18 protein-coding genes are annotated in these 22,523 nt (G+C 60.8%); 2 read left to right on the top strand and 16 right to left on the bottom strand.

Going from position 1 to position 22,523, the window contains the following annotated elements:
* Positions 1 to 116: 116 nt before the first annotated feature.
* The 5 genes from SB659_RS18295 to SB659_RS18275 form a co-directional block, all read right to left on the bottom strand.
* On the bottom strand, positions 117 to 1,262 hold the full coding sequence (locus SB659_RS18295; protein WP_410551407.1) for an acyl-CoA dehydrogenase family protein: 1,146 nt from the start codon (positions 1,260 to 1,262) through the stop codon (positions 117 to 119).
* Positions 1,259 to 2,329 carry an acyl-CoA dehydrogenase family protein gene (locus tag SB659_RS18290; RefSeq protein WP_410551406.1) on the bottom strand — a complete coding sequence of 357 codons (1,071 nt, stop codon included), beginning with the start codon at positions 2,327 to 2,329 and terminating at the stop codon, positions 1,259 to 1,261. Before SB659_RS18290 ends, SB659_RS18295 begins: the two co-directional genes overlap by 4 nt.
* A gap of 122 nt (positions 2,330 to 2,451) precedes the next feature.
* The gene (locus SB659_RS18285) at positions 2,452 to 3,228 is read right to left on the bottom strand and encodes a nitroreductase (RefSeq protein WP_410551405.1); all 777 of its coding nucleotides are present in this window, start codon (positions 3,226 to 3,228) and stop codon (positions 2,452 to 2,454) included.
* A 104-nt stretch (positions 3,229 to 3,332) separates the two neighbouring features.
* Positions 3,333 to 4,130, bottom strand: a complete 798-nt coding sequence (locus SB659_RS18280; RefSeq protein WP_410551404.1) for an enoyl-CoA hydratase/isomerase family protein — start codon at positions 4,128 to 4,130, stop codon at positions 3,333 to 3,335.
* Positions 4,131 to 4,222: 92 nt separating this feature from the next.
* Complete coding sequence (locus tag SB659_RS18275) at positions 4,223 to 5,359, bottom strand: thiolase family protein (protein ID WP_410551403.1); 1,137 nt, start codon at positions 5,357 to 5,359, stop codon at positions 4,223 to 4,225.
* A gap of 1,020 nt (positions 5,360 to 6,379) precedes the next feature.
* On the opposite strand from SB659_RS18275, the gene SB659_RS18270 reads away from it, so the two are divergent.
* A complete protein-coding gene (locus tag SB659_RS18270; RefSeq protein WP_410551402.1) occupies positions 6,380 to 7,726 on the top strand; it encodes an MFS transporter in 1,347 nt (448 codons plus the stop codon).
* Between the two features lie 187 nt (positions 7,727 to 7,913).
* Here SB659_RS18270 and SB659_RS18265 read toward each other — a convergent pair whose 3' ends face one another.
* Positions 7,914 to 8,231: a hypothetical protein gene (locus SB659_RS18265; RefSeq protein ID WP_410551401.1), complete on the bottom strand. Its 318-nt coding sequence runs from the start codon at positions 8,229 to 8,231 to the stop codon at positions 7,914 to 7,916.
* 119 nt (positions 8,232 to 8,350) lie between these two features.
* Between SB659_RS18265 and SB659_RS18260 the strand changes: the two genes are divergently transcribed.
* Positions 8,351 to 8,581, top strand: a complete 231-nt coding sequence (locus SB659_RS18260) for a hypothetical protein (RefSeq protein ID WP_410551400.1) — start codon at positions 8,351 to 8,353, stop codon at positions 8,579 to 8,581.
* 1,085 nt (positions 8,582 to 9,666) lie between these two features.
* Here the strand turns inward: SB659_RS18260 and SB659_RS18255 are convergent.
* The 10 genes from SB659_RS18255 to SB659_RS18210 form a co-directional block, all read right to left on the bottom strand.
* Positions 9,667 to 10,644, bottom strand: a complete 978-nt coding sequence (locus tag SB659_RS18255) for a 2-hydroxyacid dehydrogenase (RefSeq protein ID WP_410551399.1) — start codon at positions 10,642 to 10,644, stop codon at positions 9,667 to 9,669.
* A gap of 88 nt (positions 10,645 to 10,732) precedes the next feature.
* The gene (locus tag SB659_RS18250) at positions 10,733 to 11,638 is read right to left on the bottom strand and encodes an SDR family oxidoreductase (RefSeq protein WP_410551398.1); all 906 of its coding nucleotides are present in this window, start codon (positions 11,636 to 11,638) and stop codon (positions 10,733 to 10,735) included.
* 211 nt (positions 11,639 to 11,849) lie between these two features.
* Entirely contained in the window at positions 11,850 to 13,010 is a 1,161-nt protein-coding gene (locus SB659_RS18245) for a CaiB/BaiF CoA transferase family protein (RefSeq protein WP_410551397.1), read from the bottom strand.
* Positions 13,011 to 13,053: 43 nt separating this feature from the next.
* Positions 13,054 to 13,848, bottom strand: coding sequence for a citrate/2-methylcitrate synthase (locus SB659_RS18240; protein ID WP_410551396.1), 795 nt, complete (start codon positions 13,846 to 13,848; stop codon positions 13,054 to 13,056).
* 1,116 nt (positions 13,849 to 14,964) lie between these two features.
* On the bottom strand, positions 14,965 to 16,350 hold the full coding sequence (locus SB659_RS18235) for a hypothetical protein (protein ID WP_410551395.1): 1,386 nt from the start codon (positions 16,348 to 16,350) through the stop codon (positions 14,965 to 14,967).
* Positions 16,351 to 16,458: 108 nt separating this feature from the next.
* The gene (locus SB659_RS18230; RefSeq protein WP_410551394.1) at positions 16,459 to 17,448 is read right to left on the bottom strand and encodes an electron transfer flavoprotein subunit alpha/FixB family protein; all 990 of its coding nucleotides are present in this window, start codon (positions 17,446 to 17,448) and stop codon (positions 16,459 to 16,461) included.
* A 52-nt stretch (positions 17,449 to 17,500) separates the two neighbouring features.
* Positions 17,501 to 18,274, bottom strand: a complete 774-nt coding sequence (locus SB659_RS18225; protein ID WP_410551393.1) for an electron transfer flavoprotein subunit beta/FixA family protein — start codon at positions 18,272 to 18,274, stop codon at positions 17,501 to 17,503.
* A 185-nt stretch (positions 18,275 to 18,459) separates the two neighbouring features.
* Positions 18,460 to 19,212, bottom strand: coding sequence for an enoyl-CoA hydratase/isomerase family protein (locus tag SB659_RS18220; RefSeq protein WP_410551392.1), 753 nt, complete (start codon positions 19,210 to 19,212; stop codon positions 18,460 to 18,462).
* Entirely contained in the window at positions 19,212 to 20,387 is a 1,176-nt protein-coding gene (locus SB659_RS18215; RefSeq protein ID WP_410551391.1) for a thiolase family protein, read from the bottom strand. The genes SB659_RS18220 and SB659_RS18215 overlap by 1 nt, the downstream gene beginning before the upstream one ends.
* A gap of 139 nt (positions 20,388 to 20,526) precedes the next feature.
* Positions 20,527 to 21,453 carry an aldo/keto reductase gene (locus tag SB659_RS18210; protein WP_410551390.1) on the bottom strand — a complete coding sequence of 309 codons (927 nt, stop codon included), beginning with the start codon at positions 21,451 to 21,453 and terminating at the stop codon, positions 20,527 to 20,529.
* Positions 21,454 to 22,523: the final 1,070 nt, after the last annotated feature.

Here is a 22,523-nt window from a genome sequence, read left to right as displayed (position 1 = left end):
TCGCGCTCACTCGAACCCCACCTCAGCGCAACCGAGGTTCATACGCAACGCCTGCCGACCGTTTGCGCGCTTGGTCATCAGCGTCCTCGCCCGAACTGCCCCATTCACCACCATGCTCACCGCAATCCCAGACCCCTCGCGACAATGCTTCGCAGCACTTCTTTCGTACCGCCGCGGATCGTGGCCGAAGGAGAGTTGAGTATCACATGTGCCAACATTGCCTGGTAAGCGTCCGAGGCGCCCGGGTCAGGCTCTGCCTGCAAGGCTAAGCGAAGGACTTCGGGAATCTCTTGTTCGAAGCAGGTGCCCAGGTCTTTCACCAGCGCCGCATGGAGAGCAGGGTCTTTCCCATCGGCGATCATCGACGCCACCGACCTCGACATCCGACGCAGCGTGACGAGATGGGACACCATTCGCCCGATTACTCTCGTACCTTCAGCCGAGGGATACTGCTTCAAGATCCTGACGAACTCCTCCAGCGCGCGAAGATGCGAAAGGAATCGCTCCGGACCGCTTCGTTCAAAAGCCAATTCACTGGTGACTTGATTCCAGCCATCTCCTTCGGTTCCGATGATCGCGTCGTCGGGAAGGAAAACATCCTGAAAGTGCACCTCGTTGAAGTGTTTCCCCCCGGCGATGTCGGTGATTGGCCGACACACGATACCGGGGGTATTCATATCGACCAAGAACTGGCTCAGGCCCTCGTGTCGCGTCTCACCCGCCGGCGCGGTGCGGCAGAACAGGATCATGTAGTGGCTGCGGTGGGCATTCGTCGTCCAGATCTTCGTTCCATTCACAAGCCAACCTCCGTCGACTCGGTTGGCGCGTGTACGAACCGAAGCAAGGTCCGATCCGGAATCTGGCTCACTCATCCCGATACAGAAGTACGCTTTGCCTGCGGCTATCAGGGGAAGGATTTCCTGGCGCTGGCGCTCGCTGCCATACCGCAACAGCAAAAAGCCGCTTTGCCGGTCTGCTACCGAATGCGCGGTGATCGGCGCGCGTGCCGCAAGCAATTCCTCGAGTACGACATAGCGTTCGACGAGGCCGTACCCACCTCCGCCATACTCCACGGGAAAGCCCATGCCGATCCACCCACGTGCGCCGAGCGCCTCGCTGAATTGAGGGTCGTAGCCACCGAACGCAGTGGCCGCATCACGATCGACGGGCCACTCGAAACCGTCAAGAAATTCTCGCACCTCCGCTCGTAGCCGTTCGCCCATTTCAGACAGTCGAGGCGATGGGAAGGTCAGGGCGTTCATTTCGACTCTCCTACAGTGATGCCAGCACCCAGGGGCGCCAAGGTGCGCCACAGGGTGGTCTCGAGTTCTTCGCCGAGGATCTGTCGTCCTAGTTCGTCTGCCCAGAAGGCTTCATTGCCGAACTCGTCGCGCCAGGACCAGAGTTGTTTGGTGAACAGTTGCAAATTGAGTTCTTCGGTGAAACCGATTGCCCCGAACACCTGGTGGGCGATCGCGGCGCCCGCTCCGGCAGCTTCCCCGGTACGGATCTTCGCGCTCAGCGCAGCCACGCTGTGAAAGAGTGACTCGTCTTCACTCGCAAGCCATTCATCGATAGCCTCACTACCGGCTTCCGTGGCTGCCCGCGCGGCAGCGGCCTGCGTTGCGAGAACAGAAACGTTCTGCTGAATGGCTTGGAACTTGCCGATCGGCCGGCCAAACTGCACTCGCATGTTTGCGTAGTCCACAGACAAAGTCAGGGCCCGTTCAAGAGCACCCGCCATCAGTGCACTGCGGGCGATAGCAGCGATCACCAGCAGCGATCTGGGCTCGAACGGCGCCGGCACGACCTCGACAGGTATGACGCCTTCGAGCCGGATATCGTCGCGCGCATCCCCCGCCAGATTGCGACCAGATGTAACGGAGACACCCGACGCCTGGCGGTCCACTACGACGAGCTGAGGCGAAGGGCTGTCGCTCATAAACACGACATGCGTAGACGTACTACCCCACGGGACACGTCTGAGAGTGCCCTCTACGTGCCACACATCGCCAGAGCGACTCAGGTGGACCGGTGCGTCCGTAGAAGCAAATGCGATCGTAGGCTGATCCGTCTCTTGTGCACCTGCCAGATCAATCAGCCAGTGGCCGATCATCGTCTCAGCAAGCGGCACCGCAGCGGCGTTATTGCCTGCGATCTCCAAGAGTTCGCAAGCAACCGCCCAGTTCACACCGATGCCACCCTTACTCTCGGGCAGCAGAGCTTTGTCCACACCGGTGGTTTTCAGAGAGCCCCATAGATCAGACGGCTCATCGGCGAAGATCTCCGCCAGAGTTTGATGAAGCATCTCGCGCGTTTCATCGTCCATCGTTCATTCCTTCTTTCTGGTCGCTGCGGGAGTGCCGGGCATGTGTAGCCCACTCGTTGCACTACCGGCTCCTTGTCTGAGGTCACGTGGTTGCCGAAGTGTTCTTCGCGCCCGAGGGTGGGTCACCGTCGCTCGCCGAACTGATGACCCGTGACGATCCGCTCCCCCGAAGACTCAACCCACCGAGTGAAGACCTCCACGGGCTCTCTCGGAGTCTGGAGAGTATTGACGATCATTTGCTGGTCCGCGTAACCAAGTGCCATGCCGCAGACCAGGGTTTCGTCCGGTCCGGCGTCCAAGAATGGAAGGATGACCTTGCCGTAGTAATTCCATGCCGCCTGCGGACATGTGTGCAGTCCGTGTGCTCTCGCCAGAAGCATGATGTTCTGCATGAACATTCCGTAGTCAAGGAATGAGCCGCGCCCCATGACCCGATCCATAGTGAAGATCAGTCCCACAGGTGCGTCGAAGAAGTGATAGTTGCGCTGTCGCTGCGCGCGCATTTTCTCCTTTTCCCCACGCGCAATCCCAAGCAGGCCGTACAAGCTCCACCCGTTCTGCCGCTTTCGGTCGATGTACGGCGACACCCACTCGCTGGGGTAGAAATCGGGGTCATCGCGGTAGGCAGCCACGAGATTCGGATCGTCGCTGACCGCATCATCCGCTGCCAACACCTCGGCCACCAAGTCATCGCGCGGCTGCCCCTGCAATACGTAAACCTTCCACGGCTGTGTGTTCGTGCCGGATGCAGCCCTACTGGCGACGCGCAGAATTTCCTCGACGACCTCACGATCGATCGGACGGTTGCGGTCGAACGCCCGACACGCGAATCGGGTCTCGATGGCGGCCAGAACACCGTCGGGGTCGTCGATCTGCGCTGCAACTCTGGATGCTGACAACGGCTGCTCCTCGGATTGAACGGGCTGATGTGGCGTTTGTGTCTCGTCAGGTCGGGCGGTAAATCGGTGCCCGACGAGAGAATTCAGCGGCTTGGGCACCCGTCTTACCTGCCCTCGAACTGGGGAACTCGCTTCTCCCGGAAGGCGGACAGTCCCTCGACGCGGTCGAACGAATAGCTGTGCGCAGCAGACAGAGCACGCTCATAGCGGAGACCAGTCGACACAGGGTGGTCGAGTGAGTCGTTCAGCGCCTGTTTCATCCGCGCGAGCACCAGCGGACTCTTCGAAGAAATCGACTCGGCGAGGCGCTCCACCGACCCCGCGAGTTCGCTATCTGCGACGACCTCGTTCACGAGACCGTACGCCATCCACTCACGCGCCGTCTGCGTCTGCCCGGTGAACATCAAGTACTTGGCATTGTTGAGTCCGATTTTCCGGGGAAGCCTAACGGTGACGCCGGCACCGGGGAACATCGCAAAGTTCGAGTGGGAATCACCGATAACTGCCGACTCCGCTGCCACCACGATGTCGCACGAGAGAACGAGTTCCAGACCGCCGGCAACGGCGATGCCGTTGATTGCGGCGATGACCGGGGTGCCGCTCCCCTCGATGAAGCTGGTGAGCTCGCCGATCCTTTTGACGAACCTCGCGCCCTCTTCGGGAGTCCGTTTGGCGCTGTCCTTCAGGTCCGCGCCAGCGCAAAACCCGCGTCCGCTGCCGGTGAGCACCATCGCGCGCACCTCTGGATCGCGATCGCCCTCTTCAACAGCAGCGACGAGAGCATCCAGCATGGTTGCCGTTACGGCATTCAGTGCTTTCGGCCGGTTGAGGGTGACCCACAACACCGATCCTCGTCGCTCTGTCAGGAGCTCATCCGTTGTGTCATTCGTTTCCGTGGTCATCGACAATCCTTCCTCGTTCACCGAACGAGTAGTTGTTCGGTGATTATGTTGCAAAAACAACCGCTTTTCTTACAAATGCTTGTTGGCGAAGCTCATCGCTGCAGGATATGTACGACGCACACGGGGCCGATCCCGACCATGTGAGCCAGCCCGACCTTTGCATCCGGCTGTTGCCTGTCTCCTGCTTCTCCGCGCAGTTGCCTCGTGATCTCGGCTATCTGCCCCAGGCCCGTCGGGCCGAGGGGATGTCCCATCGCGAGCAGGCCGCCAGAGGGGCTGACAGCGTGTCGGCCGCCGATGTCGAACGACCCTTTGGCGAGTTCGGCAGCCCCCTGCCCTGGCGGGCACAGTCCCATTGCCTCGACGAACAACAACTCTTCGATCGCGAACGCATCGTGCACCTCGACGACATCCAGATCCGACGGATCCCCACCCCATTCCTCGTAAGCCGCCTGGGTCGCGGCTTGGGTCAACGCGACGTCGGCGTTTGCGCCGTCGAACGCTTGATCGCTCACAGTCGAAGATGCTGCAACGCAGACCGAACGGCGCTGATCGACTTTGTAGCGCTTCATCGCCACATCGGACATGACGATCACGGCCGCTGCCCCCTCACCGATGGGGGTGATCTGCAAACTGTTGAGCGATCCTGCAACATAAGGAGGACGGACAACCTCCTCGAGCGTCCGCCTCTTTCTACGCTGTGCATATGGGTTGAGAGCGCCGTTGTTATGGTTCTTGACGGCAACGAGACCGATCTGTTCCTTGGTGTATCCCGCCTCTGCCAGATAACGCTCAGTCAGCAGCGCGTAGCGTGCAAACGGGACATCCTGAACCGGGGAGATCGGCGTGATCCCGGTATCCGGAGCAGCGATCCTTCCGATCGGCTTGTCGACTCCGATGGCGATAGCCACATCGGCCAAACCGCTCGCCACTTCTGCGACGGCCTGCCGGAATGCAGTGGAGCCTGTAGCCGAGGCGTTCTCGACCTGAGAAACTCGAAGCCCCGTCATTCCGAGGTACCGGAGCATGGGAACCCCCGCCGCCATGCCTAGTCTGGCGGTGCCGACGAACGCGGCTTCGACGGCCGGCCACGTAATCCCCGCGTCGACGAGGGCTTCTCTGACAGCCTGCAGGCCCAGTTCGATGTATGACGTTTCGGTCGGGTACTGGTAGGGGTGCAGACCGATGCCGACAACATGCACTGGACGGAGATCAGTAATCAGAACCATCAGCGTTCTCCTAACGTGAAGATGACATAGGAATCGCGCAACCGGTCGCCGCCTTGGCCGACGACCGTCGCGCCGGGATGCCATGCAACCTCGTCATCCAGGAACGCATGGATCGTCGGACCGTCCGCTAGGCTGATCTCCCCCATAACGAATGGAACCGGCCACTTGGCGTGCCGGTGAACCTCGGCAAAGCTGCGCAAGACCCCGCGGGCATCGAACCTCGTCTCGCAGATCTCATCGCCAGGCGCTCCGCACCGCTCGCACCCGAAGCGCTGACGTGGAACGCCCCCCTGGCCGCATTTGAGGCAAATCCACCCAATAAGCTGGATCCCTCGCTCAGAGTCCACCCACAGAGGCCCTGCCTCCTCACTCGGGATATCCTTCGAAACCATCCTGTGCCTCGTTCCAAATGTCTGCTGTGTCGCCCTGTGTATCCAGCCCGACCTCTGTGTCACTGACTTGTGCTTTCACGCCCGGCCAGCACCCGACTCGCCCGCTGACCTACCCCCTAAGCGCTGGCGCATGTCGCTATCGGCGCCCTCGGCAAATGCACTCGAAGTTCTTTGCTACGCCGGGAGAATGAGCGGGACCCGCCTGTGCCACCTATTGAAACGCAATACCGTCTGTCGGTACGTCTATCATCTCCGGCCGCTTGTCGTCTTGTCAACAGAAGCGCGAATGACTTTCGGGCCGGGCGACGCGCACGGTAATCATCCGCGGACGTCAACGGCACCGTCATGGGCAGTGGGATCCCAACGCGAACGGACAAGTACCCTTTATGAGCCCGCGCCGAAATCCCCCGGGCCGCAACCTCACTGGCTCGCCTCGGGATGTAGCAGCACACGTGAACCTTGCCCGCCACCGACGGCTCCTCACGAGTGCTTGACATGGACTCACTGTGACGACAATCATGAATCTTACCCTGATTGGACCGCCGTTCCATCAGACGGAACACGTATGGTGCTGGCCCTTCCAACGACGGAAGGGCCACCGACCTTACCAACGACGGAAGGCAAAAGTATGAACGCTACTGCTACTCAACCGGCGAGGCCGGCTTCACCGAGGCGCGTCAGCGCGGCCATCGTCACGGGCACCGCTCTCGAGTACTTCGACTTCTTTCTTTACTCCGCTATGGCTGCACTTGTCATTGGTCCGACATTCTTCCCGTCCTCGAATTCCGTTGCCAGCACGATGGCGTCGCTGGCAACATTCGCTGTCGGATTTCTCGCACGACCCTTTGCGGGGCTGATATTCGGGATCATCGGAGACAAGTTCGGTCGAAAGACCGTACTTACTTGGAGCTTGGTCCTGATGGGCGTTTCAAGCGGACTGATTGGTCTGATTCCCTCGTACGCAACGATCGGCGTAGCGGCCCCGATCTTGCTTGTTCTGCTGCGGATCGTCCAGGGAGTCGGCGCTGGAGCGGAGTTCAGTTCTGCAATTGCTGCGGCTTATGAGTTCGCGACCCCTAACAAGCGGGGCAGACTGGGATCCCTACCGACGCTTGGGGTCAATCTCGGAGTCTTCGCCGCTTCGTTGGTTGTCGCCGGACTGGCATTGCTCGGGAATGACTTCTTCTACTCATGGGGCTGGCGCATCCCGTTCGTTCTCAGCTTCGTATTGGCCGGCGTGGGGTACCTCATTCGCATCAAGCTTCCCGAGACCCCGGAGTTCTTGGACTTGCGTCCGGATCAGGCGCGGCGTCCGTGGCCCCGTGTGCTGGCGGATCTTTTCCGGTCGGACTGGAGGGGCGTCGTCATAGTGTTCATCGTGTACACCGGGTACGCCCTTGTAGCTACGCTGTGGAAGACCTTTGCGCTCTCCTATCTGACGGAGTTTCAACACGTCGGGCCGTCGGTCAGCACCTTTGGGGTCACGCTGGCAAGCCTCTTCGCCATCATTTGGACGCCCGTGTGTGGAAGGCTGTGCGACGCGGTTCCGATCCGATGGGTTATCGCCATCGGCGGCGTGTTGGTGATTGGTTACTCCGTCCCCTTCTTCTGGCTGCTCGACACCAGGTCACCGATTTGGATCTGGGTAGCGCTGATCCTGGGAACGGGCTTCCTGGCCCCTCTGCTGTCTGTCGCGACGAGTCCGTTCATGGCGCGCCAATTCGCTACGAATACTCGTGTCACCGGTATCGGAGTCGGTAAGGAATCCAGCGGTGCGGTGGGGGCAGGCCTCGGACCCGTGGTCGCGCTCGCACTCGTCGGCTCTTCATCCTCGTCAAGCACCATAGGTGTTGCCATGCTCTTCGCGATAGGAGGCGCCCTCTTCTTGATTGCAGCGTGGTGGGGAAGGACGGTAGCCCCCTCCGTGAGTCTGACCGAGAGTCACACCCATGCACAGACGAGTACGGGAAGCTGATCCTCGTTGGGGTCGGACTTTACGAAACGCTGGCCCTGCCCGAAGTGCGGAGCGTCGGTGGTCCGGAAGAATCTCGGTGCCGCCGTCATAGTGTCCAACGTCGGCACGGGGCCGCCAACCTCAGTTGGGGAGTGCTGGCCGGAAGTTAACCCGAAGTTACGTCTGTCATGACGCGTGAAATCCCCGCCTAGGCGGGGATTTCACTGTTTCCGGTGGTTCTTTGTCTAGCTGCTTGACTCCGATGGTGGCCGGGATGGGCCGGGCCATGAGGTCGAAGGCCTGGCGCTGAATGAATGTTGGGTGTGGTGAGAAGGTCGAAGCCGGCCTTCACCTTGCCGGCGTCCGTCCGGGTTGCGTTGACGGTGGTACGGATGATGGAGAATCCCGTCCAAGGCCACTCGGCGGCGATCGGTTCCTCATCGCAGGCGAAGGCAACGGAAGTCTCCGTAATGGTGAGCGCGTAGTGCCCTTTCCATTCTTTATTTGCCGATGGCTTTGCCGGCACGGATCCCGATCTTCCCAGCGCCTTTGATGGGCCCGACTTCGGCGACGGCGGTGATTTTGCGCCGCAGTTCGCCACGCTCGCGGGGCCGTTATTGCGCCAGTGCGGGGTCGCGCCAGACGATGAGGGCGCTCACCCGGATGGTCGGGGTGGGAGATCTCAGCCAGGTCCGTCTCGTCGGACAGAGACATCTGCAGCGGTCCGTCGTCAGCGGCCAGGGCCTTGATCGCCGCGGCGCCCAGCGCGGTCACTCAGCTGAGACCGCCGAGTTCTATGAGCTGTTTGATCCTGGCGTTGGTGATCGTGCCACGGTCCCCGGCCTGACCCTCTCGCCGAGCCGCTATGGGTCTTGAAGTCCGCGGCCAGGTCCTCGAAGGCTCTGGGGTCGGCGGTGTTGCAGGGGACAACGCGGGCGGAGACCGGCCGGCCGTCGATGTGGGTGAGTATTCCGTATTCGATCTGCTCGACACCCGTCACCCCGTCACAGGAATATCCGCGGGCAGCCAGCGGCACTTATGCCCGGTCACCCAAGACGAGGACAGATCGAACAATGTGAGCCGGGCCGGATTTCCTTCTTCTTCCGACAGGTGACGGGCGGCGCGCCTGGCTGCGATGGCTTCCTGCCAGCCGCGAGACAGTCCATCGCGGCGTAGACCTCGTCCGTGATGGCGCCGGCGACGCCGAGGTCCCCCGGCCAGGGTTGTATCGGCCCACCTGCAGGTGGTCGACAGCTTCGAAACGGGATGGCCGACTTGGGCGGCCACCAGGGCGAACGAAATGTCGCGCATCCGCGCTGGCCGCCACAGAAGTGCGGGCATCCCGAGCGCTGTGGCCATGGGGCAAGGGCCGCATGAGACTCCAGACCCTCCGCAGTGAATACAGCCGTGTTTCCGGCCAGCGTGTCGCGGACCGCTTCGATCGCTGATTCCGGCAGCGCCGAGAGGTTCGCCAGGTCTTATGCTTGATCTTGCCGTTGCGCCGCAAGGACCGGCGGAAGAAACACCGATTCGTAGTCGACCGTTTCCCCGGCCCTGTTCATGCGCCGGCTATTAGGCCGGGCTTCGTCATCGCCTGAGTTGTGCGTGCATGCCAAGATTCCACAGCAGCCTATGCACCTATCCATGTAGCAGTCCCAACACGTAATTTAGTGGCTACAAATGACGTGCAAACTTGGCCCTTCGGCCGGGAACGCAACGGAACCAAGCCTAGGGACCAACGTAACTTCGGACTAGCAGGAACGCTGACTGTTCCACATCCAAATGAACATCATCGCCACAACGATTCCCGAAGAGTTCGACGGACCAGCCCCTCTACAACACCCGCCTCAAGGCCGAAGAAGGCCTCTGGACAAGAACCGGATGGACAGGAGGATCATGACACGTCCTACACCATCCACATATTTTGTCCTATTTAACCCCAAGGAGCTCGCGCGTCCCTTTCACAATGCAACCGCAGTCAGGGGCGGTCGTCCGAGAAGCACCTCAGCGACGTTTTTCACCGCCATGGTCCCCATGGCGTCGCGGGTCGCAGCGCCGGCGCTCCCGATATGCGGCAGAACTACAACCTGCTCCATCCGACGCAGTCGCTCATTGACCTGCGGCTCATACTCGTGCACGTCGAGACCCGCACCCGCCAGATGGCCGCTCTCAAGGGCATCGGCGAGAGACTCCTCATCGACAAGAGGACCGCGAGCGGTGTTGATGAGATAACTTCCCTTCCTCATCGTGGCGAGCTCCTGGGCTCCTATGAGGTGCCGGGTCTCCCGAGTCAGGGGACAGTGCAGGGAGACCGCGTCGCTGCGCGCGAGGAGCTGTTCGAGATTTACCGCCTCAACCCCGAGCCTCACGGCCTCCTGCGAAGTGGCTCGGCGGCCGGTGGCGAGGAGTTTCATGCCGAAGGCATGAGCGCGACGCGCTGTCGCCATCCCGATGCGTCCGAGGCCGACTATACCCAAGGTGGCGCCGGCGCTGAGGTCGAGACCCACGAAACTCTGCGGGCCCCAGATCCACGGCCGTCCTGTGCGCACAAACCTGTCCGCCTCTACCACTCGTCTCGCGATCGACAGGATCAGCGCGAGTGTGAGGTCAGCGGTGGCCTCGTCAAGCACCCCCGGTGTGTTGGTGACGATGACCCCTCTTCGACCTGCGGCTTCAACATCAATGTTGTCGAAGCCGACGGCGACATTGGCGACGACCCGAAGCTGTGGCCCTGCTGCCTCCAGCACTTCCTCGTCGATTTTCTCAGTCAGCATTGTGATGATGCCTGAGGCGCCGCGGGAGCCCTCGAGGAGCGACTCCCGAGATGGGGGGCCGTCAATGCCGGCATGCACTCGGAGTTCGGCGGGTAGTGACTCCCGGGCGCCCCGCATGACCCGTTCGGACAGCGGACGGGTAAGGAAGACGTGCGGCTCTGGCACTGCAATCACCTTTTTTCTGTCCTCTTTCGGGGATCTATCTCGACAAGAAACGCGCCGCTGTCGACGCTTCGCGATCTCATGCACGCACCTAGGAGGGCATCTTGGGTGCGTCTGTCGCAGGTTCGGAGGGAACTCCGGCCAGTGCCTGTGCTACGCCAGTGACTTCCCAGCGCTGCCCGTTCTCGAAGGAGTCGACGAGGTGCCACCCCTCATACACACCGATAAAGTCGCCAACGACGCGGAACATGTGGCCGGTCATGTGGCATTGGCTCGACGCCAGATAGGCGACCAGGGGTGATACGTTCCCCGGATGATAGGGATCGAAGCCGTTGCGCGACTCGGCTTCGGCGAGGCGCTCGACTAGCCCAGGCGTCGCCTGGGTGGTTTGAGTCCGCGCGAAGGGCGCGATGCCGTTGACCCGCACACCGATCCGCCTCAGTTCCTTCGACGCGACCTGCGTCATTGCTGCGATACCCGCCTTCGCAGCAGCGTAGTTGGTCTGCCCGATACCTGGCTGCATCCCTGCCCCCGACGAGGTGTTGATGATGGCTCGATCGGCGTCGAACCCCAGTTTCGACTGCTCGCGCCAGTACCGCGCGGCGAAATGACTCACCGCAAACGTCCCCTTGAGATTGACGTTGATGACCGAGTCGAACTCTTCCTCCGTCATGTTGACCAGCATCCGGTCGCGAAGGATCCCTGCATTATTGACCACTGCGTGCAAGTCACCGAAGTCCTTCACGGCCGTCTCGATCAAACGCTGCGCACCGGCCCAGTCGCTGACACTGTCGGTGTTCGCCACCGCTTGCCCACCTGACGCCGTGATTTCGTCGACCACGCTCTGAGCGAGACTCGAGCCCGAATCGGAGGTCGATCTGCCGACGTCGTTGACCACGACCAGAGCCCCTTCTGCGGCGAACAGCAACGCGTGCTCGCGCCCGAGCCCCTGCCCTGCACCGGTAACTATCGCGACCCGACCTTCAAGAACACCCATGTTCAACTACCTTCCTCGCATTATGCTGCTGCACGATGCAGCAGCGAATCTCGTCGCGCGCTCCTGCGGCGACGTCACGCTGATCACCCCACGCCCCGCAAATCTTAAGGCCGCTCATCGTCAGTCTCGTCAGAGTGCATCTCAACAACTATTTCTCGCGAATCCGCTTCTACGTCTATGTCGACGGCGATCTTCCGATGAGGATCAATGGTCAGCGGGCAGGGGTCGTTCCCGCCTCGCGGAGTGCCAATATTTGCTCTTCGGTGTAACCGAGATCCGCGAGGATGGCGTCTGTGTCGGCTCCCAGGCGGGGGGCCGAGACTGGGCTCTGCTCGTATGGTGCGGACGTGATGGGAATGCGCACGCTCTTATACGCCTGGCCGTCGAACTCACCATCGACGAAACAGTTGGTGCGGCGCGCCTCATCACTACGCATGACTTCACCATGGCTCAGCACAGGGCCGGCCACAATGCCACTGGCGCGGAATCGGGAGGTCCACTCATCCCTCGAACGAGTACTGAAAGCATTCTGTAACTCGGTCCTCAGTAATGCCTGATTCTGCACCCTCGCGGACACGTCGGCGAAACGCGGGTCCTCCACGAGATCGGCCCTCTCGATGGTTGCGCACAGCAACCGCCACTGCTCCGGGAGGTACGCGGCAACCTGGACGTATCCCCGATCCGACGTCACGAACAGGTCAGTGGGATAGGCCAGCGTCCCGCCCGTGTTGCCTATTCTCGACACCTCGCCACCCGTAATGGAAGCCTCAACGAAATAGTGACCCTGGAGAAAGGCGCTCACCTGATACAGGGAGGTACTTAGGTACTGGGGTTCACCAGTCATGTCTCGCAACCGCAGCGATGCCAGTATCCCTTGCGCGAGCGCCAGACCCGCTGCTGCGTCCACTACTTGAAAGCCCACCTTCATAGGGGAGCCATTCAGTTCCCCCGTCGCGGCCATGATCCCGGTCTCGGCCTGGACCACCGCATCGACTCCCTTCCGGCTGATCCCCCTGTCCGAGGCTCCAAAGCCGGACAATGACGCATACACGAGGCGCGGTTGGACCTTGATGAGATCCTCGTACCCCAGGCCCAGTCGATCCATTGCCCCGGGACTGAAACCCTGAACAAAGATGTCGCTTCGCGCGACCAGCTCGCGCACAATCTCCCTCGCCTGAGGGTGCTTGAGGTCCATCGCCATCGACCGCTTGTTTCGGTTGTTCGCCAAGAAGAGCGACTTCACCGAAGTACCGAGCCTCCGAGACAACTCACCCTCGAGCTGCTCAATCTTGATGACGTCAGCCCCCATATCGCCGAGCAACATCGTCGCTGACGGCCCCGCCATTAATTGTGTCAAATCAATAACAGTCACTCCCGACAGCGGTTTGACCGTATCCGTACCCTTCACGGCACTATCACGACTCTTCCGGCAGGACGCCAGTGTACGTGACCTGCGCGGCGGGAACGTGTCGCCATGTGTTCCCCTGCTCAATCTCCTCCAGGTAATGTGCGGCGAGGCCGACTGTTCGGGGCGTCACGATAAGGGCTCGCGCCACATCCGGTTTGAGCCCGAGATCGAGAAGGAGGGCAGCAGAAGCCCCATCGATATTTGCACCGACCCTACGCCCGATTGCCTCAGCAAGCGCGTCCTCGAGGTGGCTGAGCAAAGCGGAGTGATGAGAGAAGACACCCTCCTTCTTGGCCAATTCCAGCAGAATGGGCGTCCTGAAATCAGGATCGTGCTGTGGGTGACCAAACCCGTCTAGCGGTACCCGACGCGCCCTACTGTCCGCGACCAGCTCCTTGGCCGCGTTCCGCAGCGCCTCGTCAGTGACATCGCCGTCTGCTGCGACCTGCTGAACGATTCCGCTGAGGTTCCGTGCCAGCTCCTGACCAGCACCACCCTGGATGTCTCCGAAGGTCAACGCGCCGCCTGCGATGGCTGCCTGGATGGGAACACCGTACGATGCCAGAAGCCTGGCGACCGTGCTCGATGGCGCGATGCTGTGATCCATGACCGAAACGAGAAGAGCTTCAAGAACTCTCGCTTGCCCCTTGGTTGCGCGCTTGCCGGACAGGATCAGGTACGTCACCTCGGCGAATGAAGCGTTGCCGATGAGCTCGCTCATCCGCTCGCCTCGGACTATCACGTCGTGAGGCTCGATTTTCGCAATTGCAGTCTCCCACGAGTTGGTGTCTCTTGCAGCCATTGTCACTCCTCATTGATGTTGATTAGGTGCTGGGATTCGTCGATGATCCCGCACTTCACTTACACACATTTAGTTCCATTGGCCGAGCTGAGCCGGCCCAGATCCGACAAGTCATCTGTACCACTGTCCGGAACGCCGTACCGATGTTCAGTACAGCTGAATCTATGACGCCCCGCTTCCACTTGTCAAGGCCTCGCATCTCTTCCTCGAATTTGCCCGGTAAGTCCGTGTCTAGAGCCATTCGGGCGATCATCTTCGAATGGCTGAACCGCAGAACCGTATAAGGCCGCCTCCGAGGAGTAGGTCTCCTGATCGGCATACTTGGTCACCGAGGACCCCCGCCGCTCAGCCTGGGGCGATCTCCCGGCCCGGCAGTACCTGGGAGTCCAGCCTTCTGATGTTTCTTGCACGGACCTGGATACCGTCATCTGCTTTCCACCTTTCCGGCAGCAACGATCGGCAACGGCAAGCGGCGCAAGGAACCTATCCGAGGTGGCGGGCCTAAGTCCCTGAAACTCTGGGAAGGGCCCCGTCCACCCGGATATCTCTATTCGTGCAAGCCCCCAAAACCATGATTTCGGGAACGAGCCGGCCTGATTCTTCGCGCTCTTTGACCTTCAACGAGCCACCTGCGTGGCTCAAATTTCCGGCTGAAACGACCTACAGATAGTCGATTACATACAGCTGGTTGTTGAAGTTCTCCGCCGAGGTTTAGATTCCAGCCCGCCAGGAACGAAGCCTCCAAGATCTATTGGGCCCGACCACGCTCCTGGCCTCCAGGTAGTAAGGTCTGAACTGCACGATACGTATGGCGAAGATGCGGGCGATGCAGCAGACCAATACCAGCACAGGCAACGGCCGAGTATTGCCGGCACCAACGCGTATGCGGACGTCCGCATAACCACGGGTTGCACTGCACTTGATCCCCGGGGATGGTAGGACATCCAATGAGCCAGGCGCACTCTGGCTGAATCCGGACCACGTTCCGGCGGAACCAAGCCGGGGAACTCGACCAGCCCACCGGGGTTGGCCAGGCGCCGACGCCGCCTTCCACCCACTCAGGTCCGCAGTTTTTCAATGTCTCTCACATCTGCGTCGGGAACGGGTTTGTTTAGACTATTTGGTGACCTTGCCCAGGCGCGCTGCTATGGGTGTGGTGAACAGCGGTCTGGTCAGGAACCACGCTGCGGCGATGGCCAGCACGGAGACTAGAAAAATGGCGAGGCCCCACCAGTCCACGATGTCCCGGGAGCCGTAAATGTGGTTCAGGTTCCGCAATGCTCCGGTGAAGAACACCAAGAACACGTGCACCACCGTAAAAGCAACGAAGTAGTGCATCACCGGAAAGTGCAATGCCCGCGCCCATCCCACCGGGTACAGCTTGGTGAGGCGCTTGGCGCGCTCGGGCCACCACGTAGAAATCCGGACGCCCGTCAGGACCGCCAACGGAGCGGCGACGAACACGGTAAGGAAATAGGCCATCACCTGCAGTGCGTTGTAGTGTAGCCAGCCGTTTTCGGCAGGCCAGTCCAGCGAGGCGTACTGAATGGCCGCAGAGAGCATGTTTGGGAAGACGTCCCAACTCATCGGTACGATCCGCATCCACTGCCCGCTGACGAATAGCAGCACGACGAAGATTATCCCGTTGGCCACCCAGAGCACATCAAGGCTTTGGTGCAGCCACTGGGACAATGACACCTTTTTAGGGCTATTGCCCTTCGGCGAGAAAAACGAGTCCTTCTTCGCCGTCCAGTAGCCCGGAGGCTTTCGCTCCGTACGTACTTGGAGACCCGTGCGGATAATCAGCACGATGAAGAATACGTTGAGGAAGTGTTGCCAGCCCAGCCACGGCGGAATCCCTTCCGGAGCGACTGCGGGTTGCCATGCGTGCCCGTCATAGGCCATAAGGAAATCCTGGACACCGGCAAGGGTGCGTAGCCAACGGGCGCCAAGCACCACTAGAAGGCCCAGAACCAGCAAAAAGGCCGTAATCACGGCCGGCTTCCGCCATGCCGAACTGGCCACGGTCGACCTGTTTACGGTGACGCCTCGGGCCCCGCCTTTTGTGCCGCCCAAACGAGTCGAAGAGGACGCAGTGGCCGTCGGTGTGACCAATTCGGCTTGGGCGGCACCAGCTGAAGTATTCGATGGCGCTTCGACCTCCTTCTCTCCAGCAGCCGGCGAGGCGGAACCCATCCGGCGCTTGCGCGCAGGAGCATGATCAGTTGCAGACTCCCGTTCCTCGCGTTCCTGCGCCCCGGCGTCCGCTGGCACGTCCATTTCCTCGGCCTGCGCCTTAACCACCAAACTAGAAACATCCCTTACGGGGACCGGCATCATGGCCTTCTCGGCAACCGAACCGCCCAGCTGTTGCTGCGGCAAAGGGGCGTGTGCCTGCTCCTCGGCCACGGACTCACCGTCGGTGTGCTCTGTGGCTAGCGGCGTGTATCCAGCCATGCGGCGCCGTTTCGGTGCATGAACGGGGTTCTCATCGCTAGTCATAGATCTCGGTCCTTCAACTGGGTATCAACTTCGGTCAAAAATTGGTTGGGAGGCCTCCCCCGGGCCAGTGCTCATGGTCCTGGACGGGGAGTGGACTGCCAGCAGCGGTCAGCTGCGCCTGTTGTTGATCTCCTCGATCAGCTGTGGGACCACAGTGAACACATCCCCGACGACTCCAAAATCCGCGACGTCAAAAATAGGAGCATCCTCATCCTTGTTAATAGCAACGATCGTTTTGGAAGTCTGCATCCCAGCCCGATGCTGGATCGCCCCGGAGATCCCCAGCGCCACATACAGTTGCGGGGTTACCGTCACACCAGTCTGGCCCACTTGGTAGGACTGCGGCACGTACCCGGCATCAACGGCAGCACGCGAGGCCCCCACCGCGGCCCCCAATGCGTCGGCAAGGTCCTCCACGAGACTAAACGCCTCCTTCGAACCGACACCGCGTCCGCCCGAAACAACAGTCTTCGCCCCTCTCAACACCGGCCTGTCTGCATTCGCCCCGGCCTCGGTGGCCTCATCGATCGTGGCGCCCTTCGCCGTCGTGGTTGCTATGCGAGCGTTAGTGACCTGAGGGGATACGACGGCCTCGGCCGTGCCTTCTATACTGCCCGGACGCACTGTGACCACCATTAGGCCACCCTCCACTGTCGACTCAGTTGTGAAGTCCCCTCCGAACACAGAATGGAAAGCAATGGTCTCTTGGCTCTCCTCGTCAAAACGAACAGCGACTGCGTCAGCGGCCACGGAACCGCCAGCCACGATTGCGAGTCTGCCAGCTACAGCGTTTGAATCGTTCGTCGCCGGAACCAAAACCAGGCTCGCCCCGTACTCGCGGACCGCATCTGCAAGGGCACCGACCTGCGCGGATCCCAACTCGGTGCCGGCGGCCTCCGATTGGGCCAGGTACACATGGGCCGCTCCCAGTCTCCCCAAGTCAGCGACTAAGTCCCCGGATCTCCCCGGGGCAGTAGCCGCCACGGCTACGGGATTGCCGATGTCAGCCGCCAGCCTCAGCAGGCCCGCCGCAGTGGACTTCGGCGATCCCTGGCGGGTCGTCTCAATCAGGACCAGAACATTTCCGGTGTTTGCCATGGTGTTTTCCTTCAGCTTTATAACTTCTGTGTCAAAAAGAGATCGCCCTAGTTCAGATGAGGCGCTTCGCCGCCAGGAACTCGGCCAGCTGCGCTGCCGCAGTGCCGTCGTCGACAACCTTCGGGCCAGCCTGCTTGGCAGGACGGGCCGACGCCGAGACCATCACCGATGCGGCTTCCGGAGTGGCGGCAATCCCAACATCGTCCAGCGACCAAATGGCCAGCGGTTTCTTCTTCGCCGCCATAATCCCCTTGAAGTTTGGAAATCTGGCATCCGCGGACTTCTCCGTGACAGACACCACGGCTGGCAAAACCGACGACAAGCGCAAAACGCCGCTGTCTACCTGAGCCACACCCGATACGGCATCCGGGCCGATTGTCACCTCATCCAAGGAAGGCAGCACCGGCCACCCCAGGATCTCGGCCACCATTGCAGGCACCATACCGCCGCGCCCATCCGTGGCCGCGTTTCCGGCGACGACCAGGTCCACCCCTCCGAGCTTTCCGACGGCGGCGGCCAGCACCCGCGCTGTCTGCACCATATCGGAACCAGCCAAGGCATCGTCCGAGACCAACACCGCGGAATCCGCGCCCATCGACAACAGCCTCCGGAGGGTCTTGCCCGCGTCCTCCGGCCCCATTGCCACCACCACAATTTCGGTGTCTTTGCTCGAATCCTTAAACTGAAGTGCGTTCTCCAGTGCCCGCTCATTGATCTCGTCCGGCACAGGCTCGGACGCACCGCGGTCCAGCATTCCGGTTTCCAGGTCGATCTTACGATCTGACCAAGTATCCGGAACCTGTTTCGCCAACACAACAACCTTCATGGAGAACCCTCCTCGGCGGGCTAAAAGACTTTCGGTTTCGTATCCCAATCTACGGTGAATAGAGCATAAATACTAGTTGTTCAACAACTATTTACTTAGACGTTCTGACGCTTCTCGGTGGACTGGCGGAACGCATTCGGCGAGGACGTTCAGAACGCGACAAGCGGCAGCCCCGCCCCCGACAGTCAACGGCCAAGGAATGTCTGGACGAGGACTTGAGCCTCATCGGTAGCCATGCGCCGGCCGATGGTCGAAGCCTCGCGTTCGCCTACCTCCGCACGCGAAAGGCCGGGAGCCTGACGCAGCATTCTTCGGACATCGCCGAGCGCACCGGACGCACCGGACGCCCAGGCTGAGGCCACCTCACCAGCGCGGGCCAGCGGGTCGACGACGACCTCTGTAACAAGCCCCTGGTTGAGCGCTTGACTGGCGTCCAATGGCCTGCCGGACAATGCGAAGGCCAGGGCGCAGTGTAGTCCCATGGCCCGGGAAAGGCTCGCGGAGGTGCCACAGTCCGGAGTGAGGCCAATGGAAGGGTAGGCAAACACAAAACTTGTACCCTCCGCTGCGATTATTACGTCGGCGGCCAGCATGATGCCAAGCCCGCCACCGGCGACGGCTCCATGAACGGCCGCTACCACGGGCTTCTGCAGAGATTCGAGTGCCTGTACACCCCGATCAACAGTAGCCGCCAACTTAGAGAGGAATCCGCCTTTGTCTGGGGATTCTGCGAACGCAGAAATGTCTCCACCAGCACAAAACCGCTTACCGTTACCGGTCAGCAAGACCGCCTTAATGGCGTCGTCCTCGGCGATGCAGTCGACCGCCTCTCCGAGCGCCTCAGCGAAGGGCATATTGATCGTGTTGGCTGCCTCCGGGCGGTTGAGCTGCAGGTGTCCGACGCCACCGGCCGTAGTCAAAGTTACTGGATTGGGCATCAGATCCTCCGGAAGAGTGCTGCGAGTGCCTGTCCCCCACCGATGCACATGGTAACAATTCCGAGTTCCAAGTCCCGGCGCGCCATGTCCTTTGCAAGACGGAGCGTCAGGATCGCCCCGGTGGCACCGACTGGGTGGCCCAAGGCAATGGCGCCACCGTAAGGATTGACTTGGGCCGGATCGAGCTCGGCATCCCGGATGACAGCGACCGCTTGTGAGGCGAAGGCCTCGTTAAGTTCAATCGAACCGATGTCCTTTGGCGTCGTGCCCGTCTTCTCGAACAGTGACCTCAACGCAAGTGTAGGTGCATACCCCATGAGTTCAGGTTCCATGGCGGCAGTGGCTACAGCCTCGAGACTAACCAAGCCCTTCAAACCCCGCTCGGTAGCAACTGACTCGCGAGTCAAGACCACGGCCGCGGCGCCGTCGTTGATGCCCGAAGCATTGCCGGCCGTTACGGTTCCACCAGTGGCAAAGGCAGGACGCAATCCCGCCAAGGTCTCCACGGTTGTTTCCGGTTTGGGGTGCTCATCCGTCTCGGCTGTGAAAGGTCTGCGGCCGGCGACATCGACTGGCGTTATTTCCTCAGCGAAGGCCGCCCGCGCCTCGGGCGCAGCTGCGCGGCGTTGAGATTCAACAGCGAACTCGTCCTGCTCCATGCGGGAAACATTGTATTTACTGGCTACATTCTCGGCAGTAACTCCCATGTGGGTGCCGTCAAAAGGGTCTGTGAGCATCATGACAGTGCCGTCGCTTAGCGAACGGTCGCCAAGACGGTAGCCTTGACGTGCGCCGAAGTCGTAGTAGGGCATCCGGGTCATGGACTCGTTTCCGCCAGCCAAGGCGAAGTCAAGCTGGTTCCACTGCATTTCCATAGCTGCCGACCAGATCGCCTGCAGGCCCGAACCGCAGAGCCGGTTGACGTTGTAGGCAGGGACTCGTGTCGGCAATCCTGCCGCCACGGCAACCCGGCGTGCATTGTACGCATCGGCCCCCACCTGGCCAATGCAACCCATGACGACTTCGTCGATGTCGTCGCCGGAAACACCGGAGCGTTCCAAGGCTGCCTTGCTGGCGGTCGCCCCCAGCACATGGCCGGGGACATCCTTAAAGATGCCGCCGAAACTGCCGGTGGGGGTGCGCGCACCGTCCAGGACGATGATTTTCTCCATCATTGGCTCTCCATTGCTGTTAACGTGAATTGTTGGTGGGACTAAGAAGGTAAAGAGCGAGCGACCGAGCCCAAGGGGCCGTGGACTTGTTCTGTATCCGGCCGCTTGGCGTAGGAAAGACCAGGTCTATCCGTGGGCGTAATCAAAAGGTCTGTTTGCTTAGTGGCGAAGTGGGGAATCCGGCAATGTCCAGTCGCCGCTGTGCTTCTGCGTATACGTCCCCGGCAAGGCCTCCACGAGCTGCGGCTTTGGCATTCTCCCGGACATGCTCAGGCGAGGCCGTTCCAACAATCACGGTGGACACTTCGGCGCGTGTCATCACGAAGCGAAGGAGGAATCCTTGCAAGTCGTCCCCGTCGAACAGATCGTCAAGGCGAAGATCAGCCCGGCTGTCGGGGGTCTGTTTGGCCAGTGGTGCACGCGCGGTTCCTCCCCGCACGATGACCCCGGCACCGGTGGAGTTGATCAGCGGAAGACAGTTTTCAAGAGAACGGTCGAGTGCCGAGTACGGGACTTGGAAGGTCTCGAATACCCCCAGATCGATGTGGTCAAGGAGGTTCGGAAGAGTCGACGATATGCCGATCGCCCGCACTTTGCCCTCCTCCCGGGCGCGCTCCAGTGTCCCCAGCACGTCGTCACGCTGAAGAACCGCCACAGACGGTCCTATGTGGACCTGCACCAGGTCCACATAATCAGTACGAAGACGCGAGAGGCTTTGCTCGATTCCTGCACGGATATTCGTGGGTGAATAGTCATGGACAAGAGGGCCGTTGGACGGGGCGTCAGGCTGGTGGTCCAACGGACAACCCACCTTGGACGCAAGCAGATACTCCGAGCGACGATGACCTATATAGCGCCCTATAAGCCCCTCACTCTCGCCATAGTCGATCGAAGTATCGATGAATCCGATGCCTTCGTCCAGGACAGTGTTGAGGAGCAATTCTGCAACTCCCTCATCGAGTAAACGAGGCACGCGGTGCGAGGCCCCCCGCAGCTCCATAGCGCCAAAACCCAACACCGTGCTAAGCAGACCCGAGCTAGTGAGGAAGCGTTCTTCATACCGAGTCATCGACTCATCCCATTTCCCGGCACCTTTAGGCGACGAGGATGGAGACCACCGCGGCCGCCGAATCGCCGCCCACCTAACCGCCTGAGTTTTGCGCCAATGCGACCTTTGCCGACTCCCGCTGCCGTGCACCCGCTTCCCCGCAACTGTTGTGTCAGTTCGGATATTTGGGCGGTCCCGGTCGCCCCAATGGGGTGATCCTTGCTGATCAATCCGCCGCTCGGGTTATTGATCAGTTCGACCTTAGCGAAGAAAACTCGATCAACACGCTCAGCGCCGATTCCAGCAACCTCCAGCGCCACTCGCACAACCTCTTCAGAAGGACTCCCCACAGATCGATCAAGGAACTTCCCAAAAGACGTCATTCCAATTCCAGCGATCTCTATGCGGACGGTCATAGTTACTCCGTTCTGCCACACGAAAGTGGAGCGAGAGTCCGAGCCTGGACGGCAATTGATCAAGTGCCGTCAACCATATCACTTGCTGATCGATAAACAAGTAGTAGGGACTTCTGAAGATGTGCAGTCCAGCCCCAGGGGATTGACGGTAGGAGCGGCCTGCTCCGGTTGTCCAGCTTCGACCCGGGTTCTCCTGAAAGCCAACGTTTCGCCTTGGTCTCATCCGGTGCGCCCATGGGTCGGGCATGTTGACGATGACGGTGCGGCGAACCAGTGCGTAATAACGGGGAGGAAGACCCCGGCCGTCAAGAGAGGGGGATTTTGGAAGCCACGACGTAATCGAGCGCAACTCCGGCACCTTACGCAACGGCGAACATCAACGGCCCGCCACGACAAACTGGCCTCATTACCGTCATTTATTGAGCCGATGAGTTGTTCTTGCAGCCCGCGGGTGCAGCGACAAAGCCGCAAGCAAAGAAACCGAGTCGAAGGAATATTGGATCGAGAAGAAGAGCTACCTTTGATCTTCGGCCATGGTCCTGGGCAATACTGTGCCAACGTCTAGGGCGGAGTGCTCGCGGCGAGCCCCTGGGAGTTTACGTGCGACAGCCGAGATCACGCCGACGCGTAAGGGTCCCCGGCAGCTAGACGTCAGAGCGTCCATTGGGGACGAAG

The sequence above is a fragment of the Arthrobacter sp. SIMBA_036 genome (assembly GCF_046535135.1).
Taxonomy (GTDB): domain Bacteria; phylum Actinomycetota; class Actinomycetes; order Actinomycetales; family Micrococcaceae; genus Arthrobacter.
The sequence above is the reverse complement of the archived record's forward strand: the minus strand, read 5'-3'. Positions and strand labels throughout refer to the sequence as shown.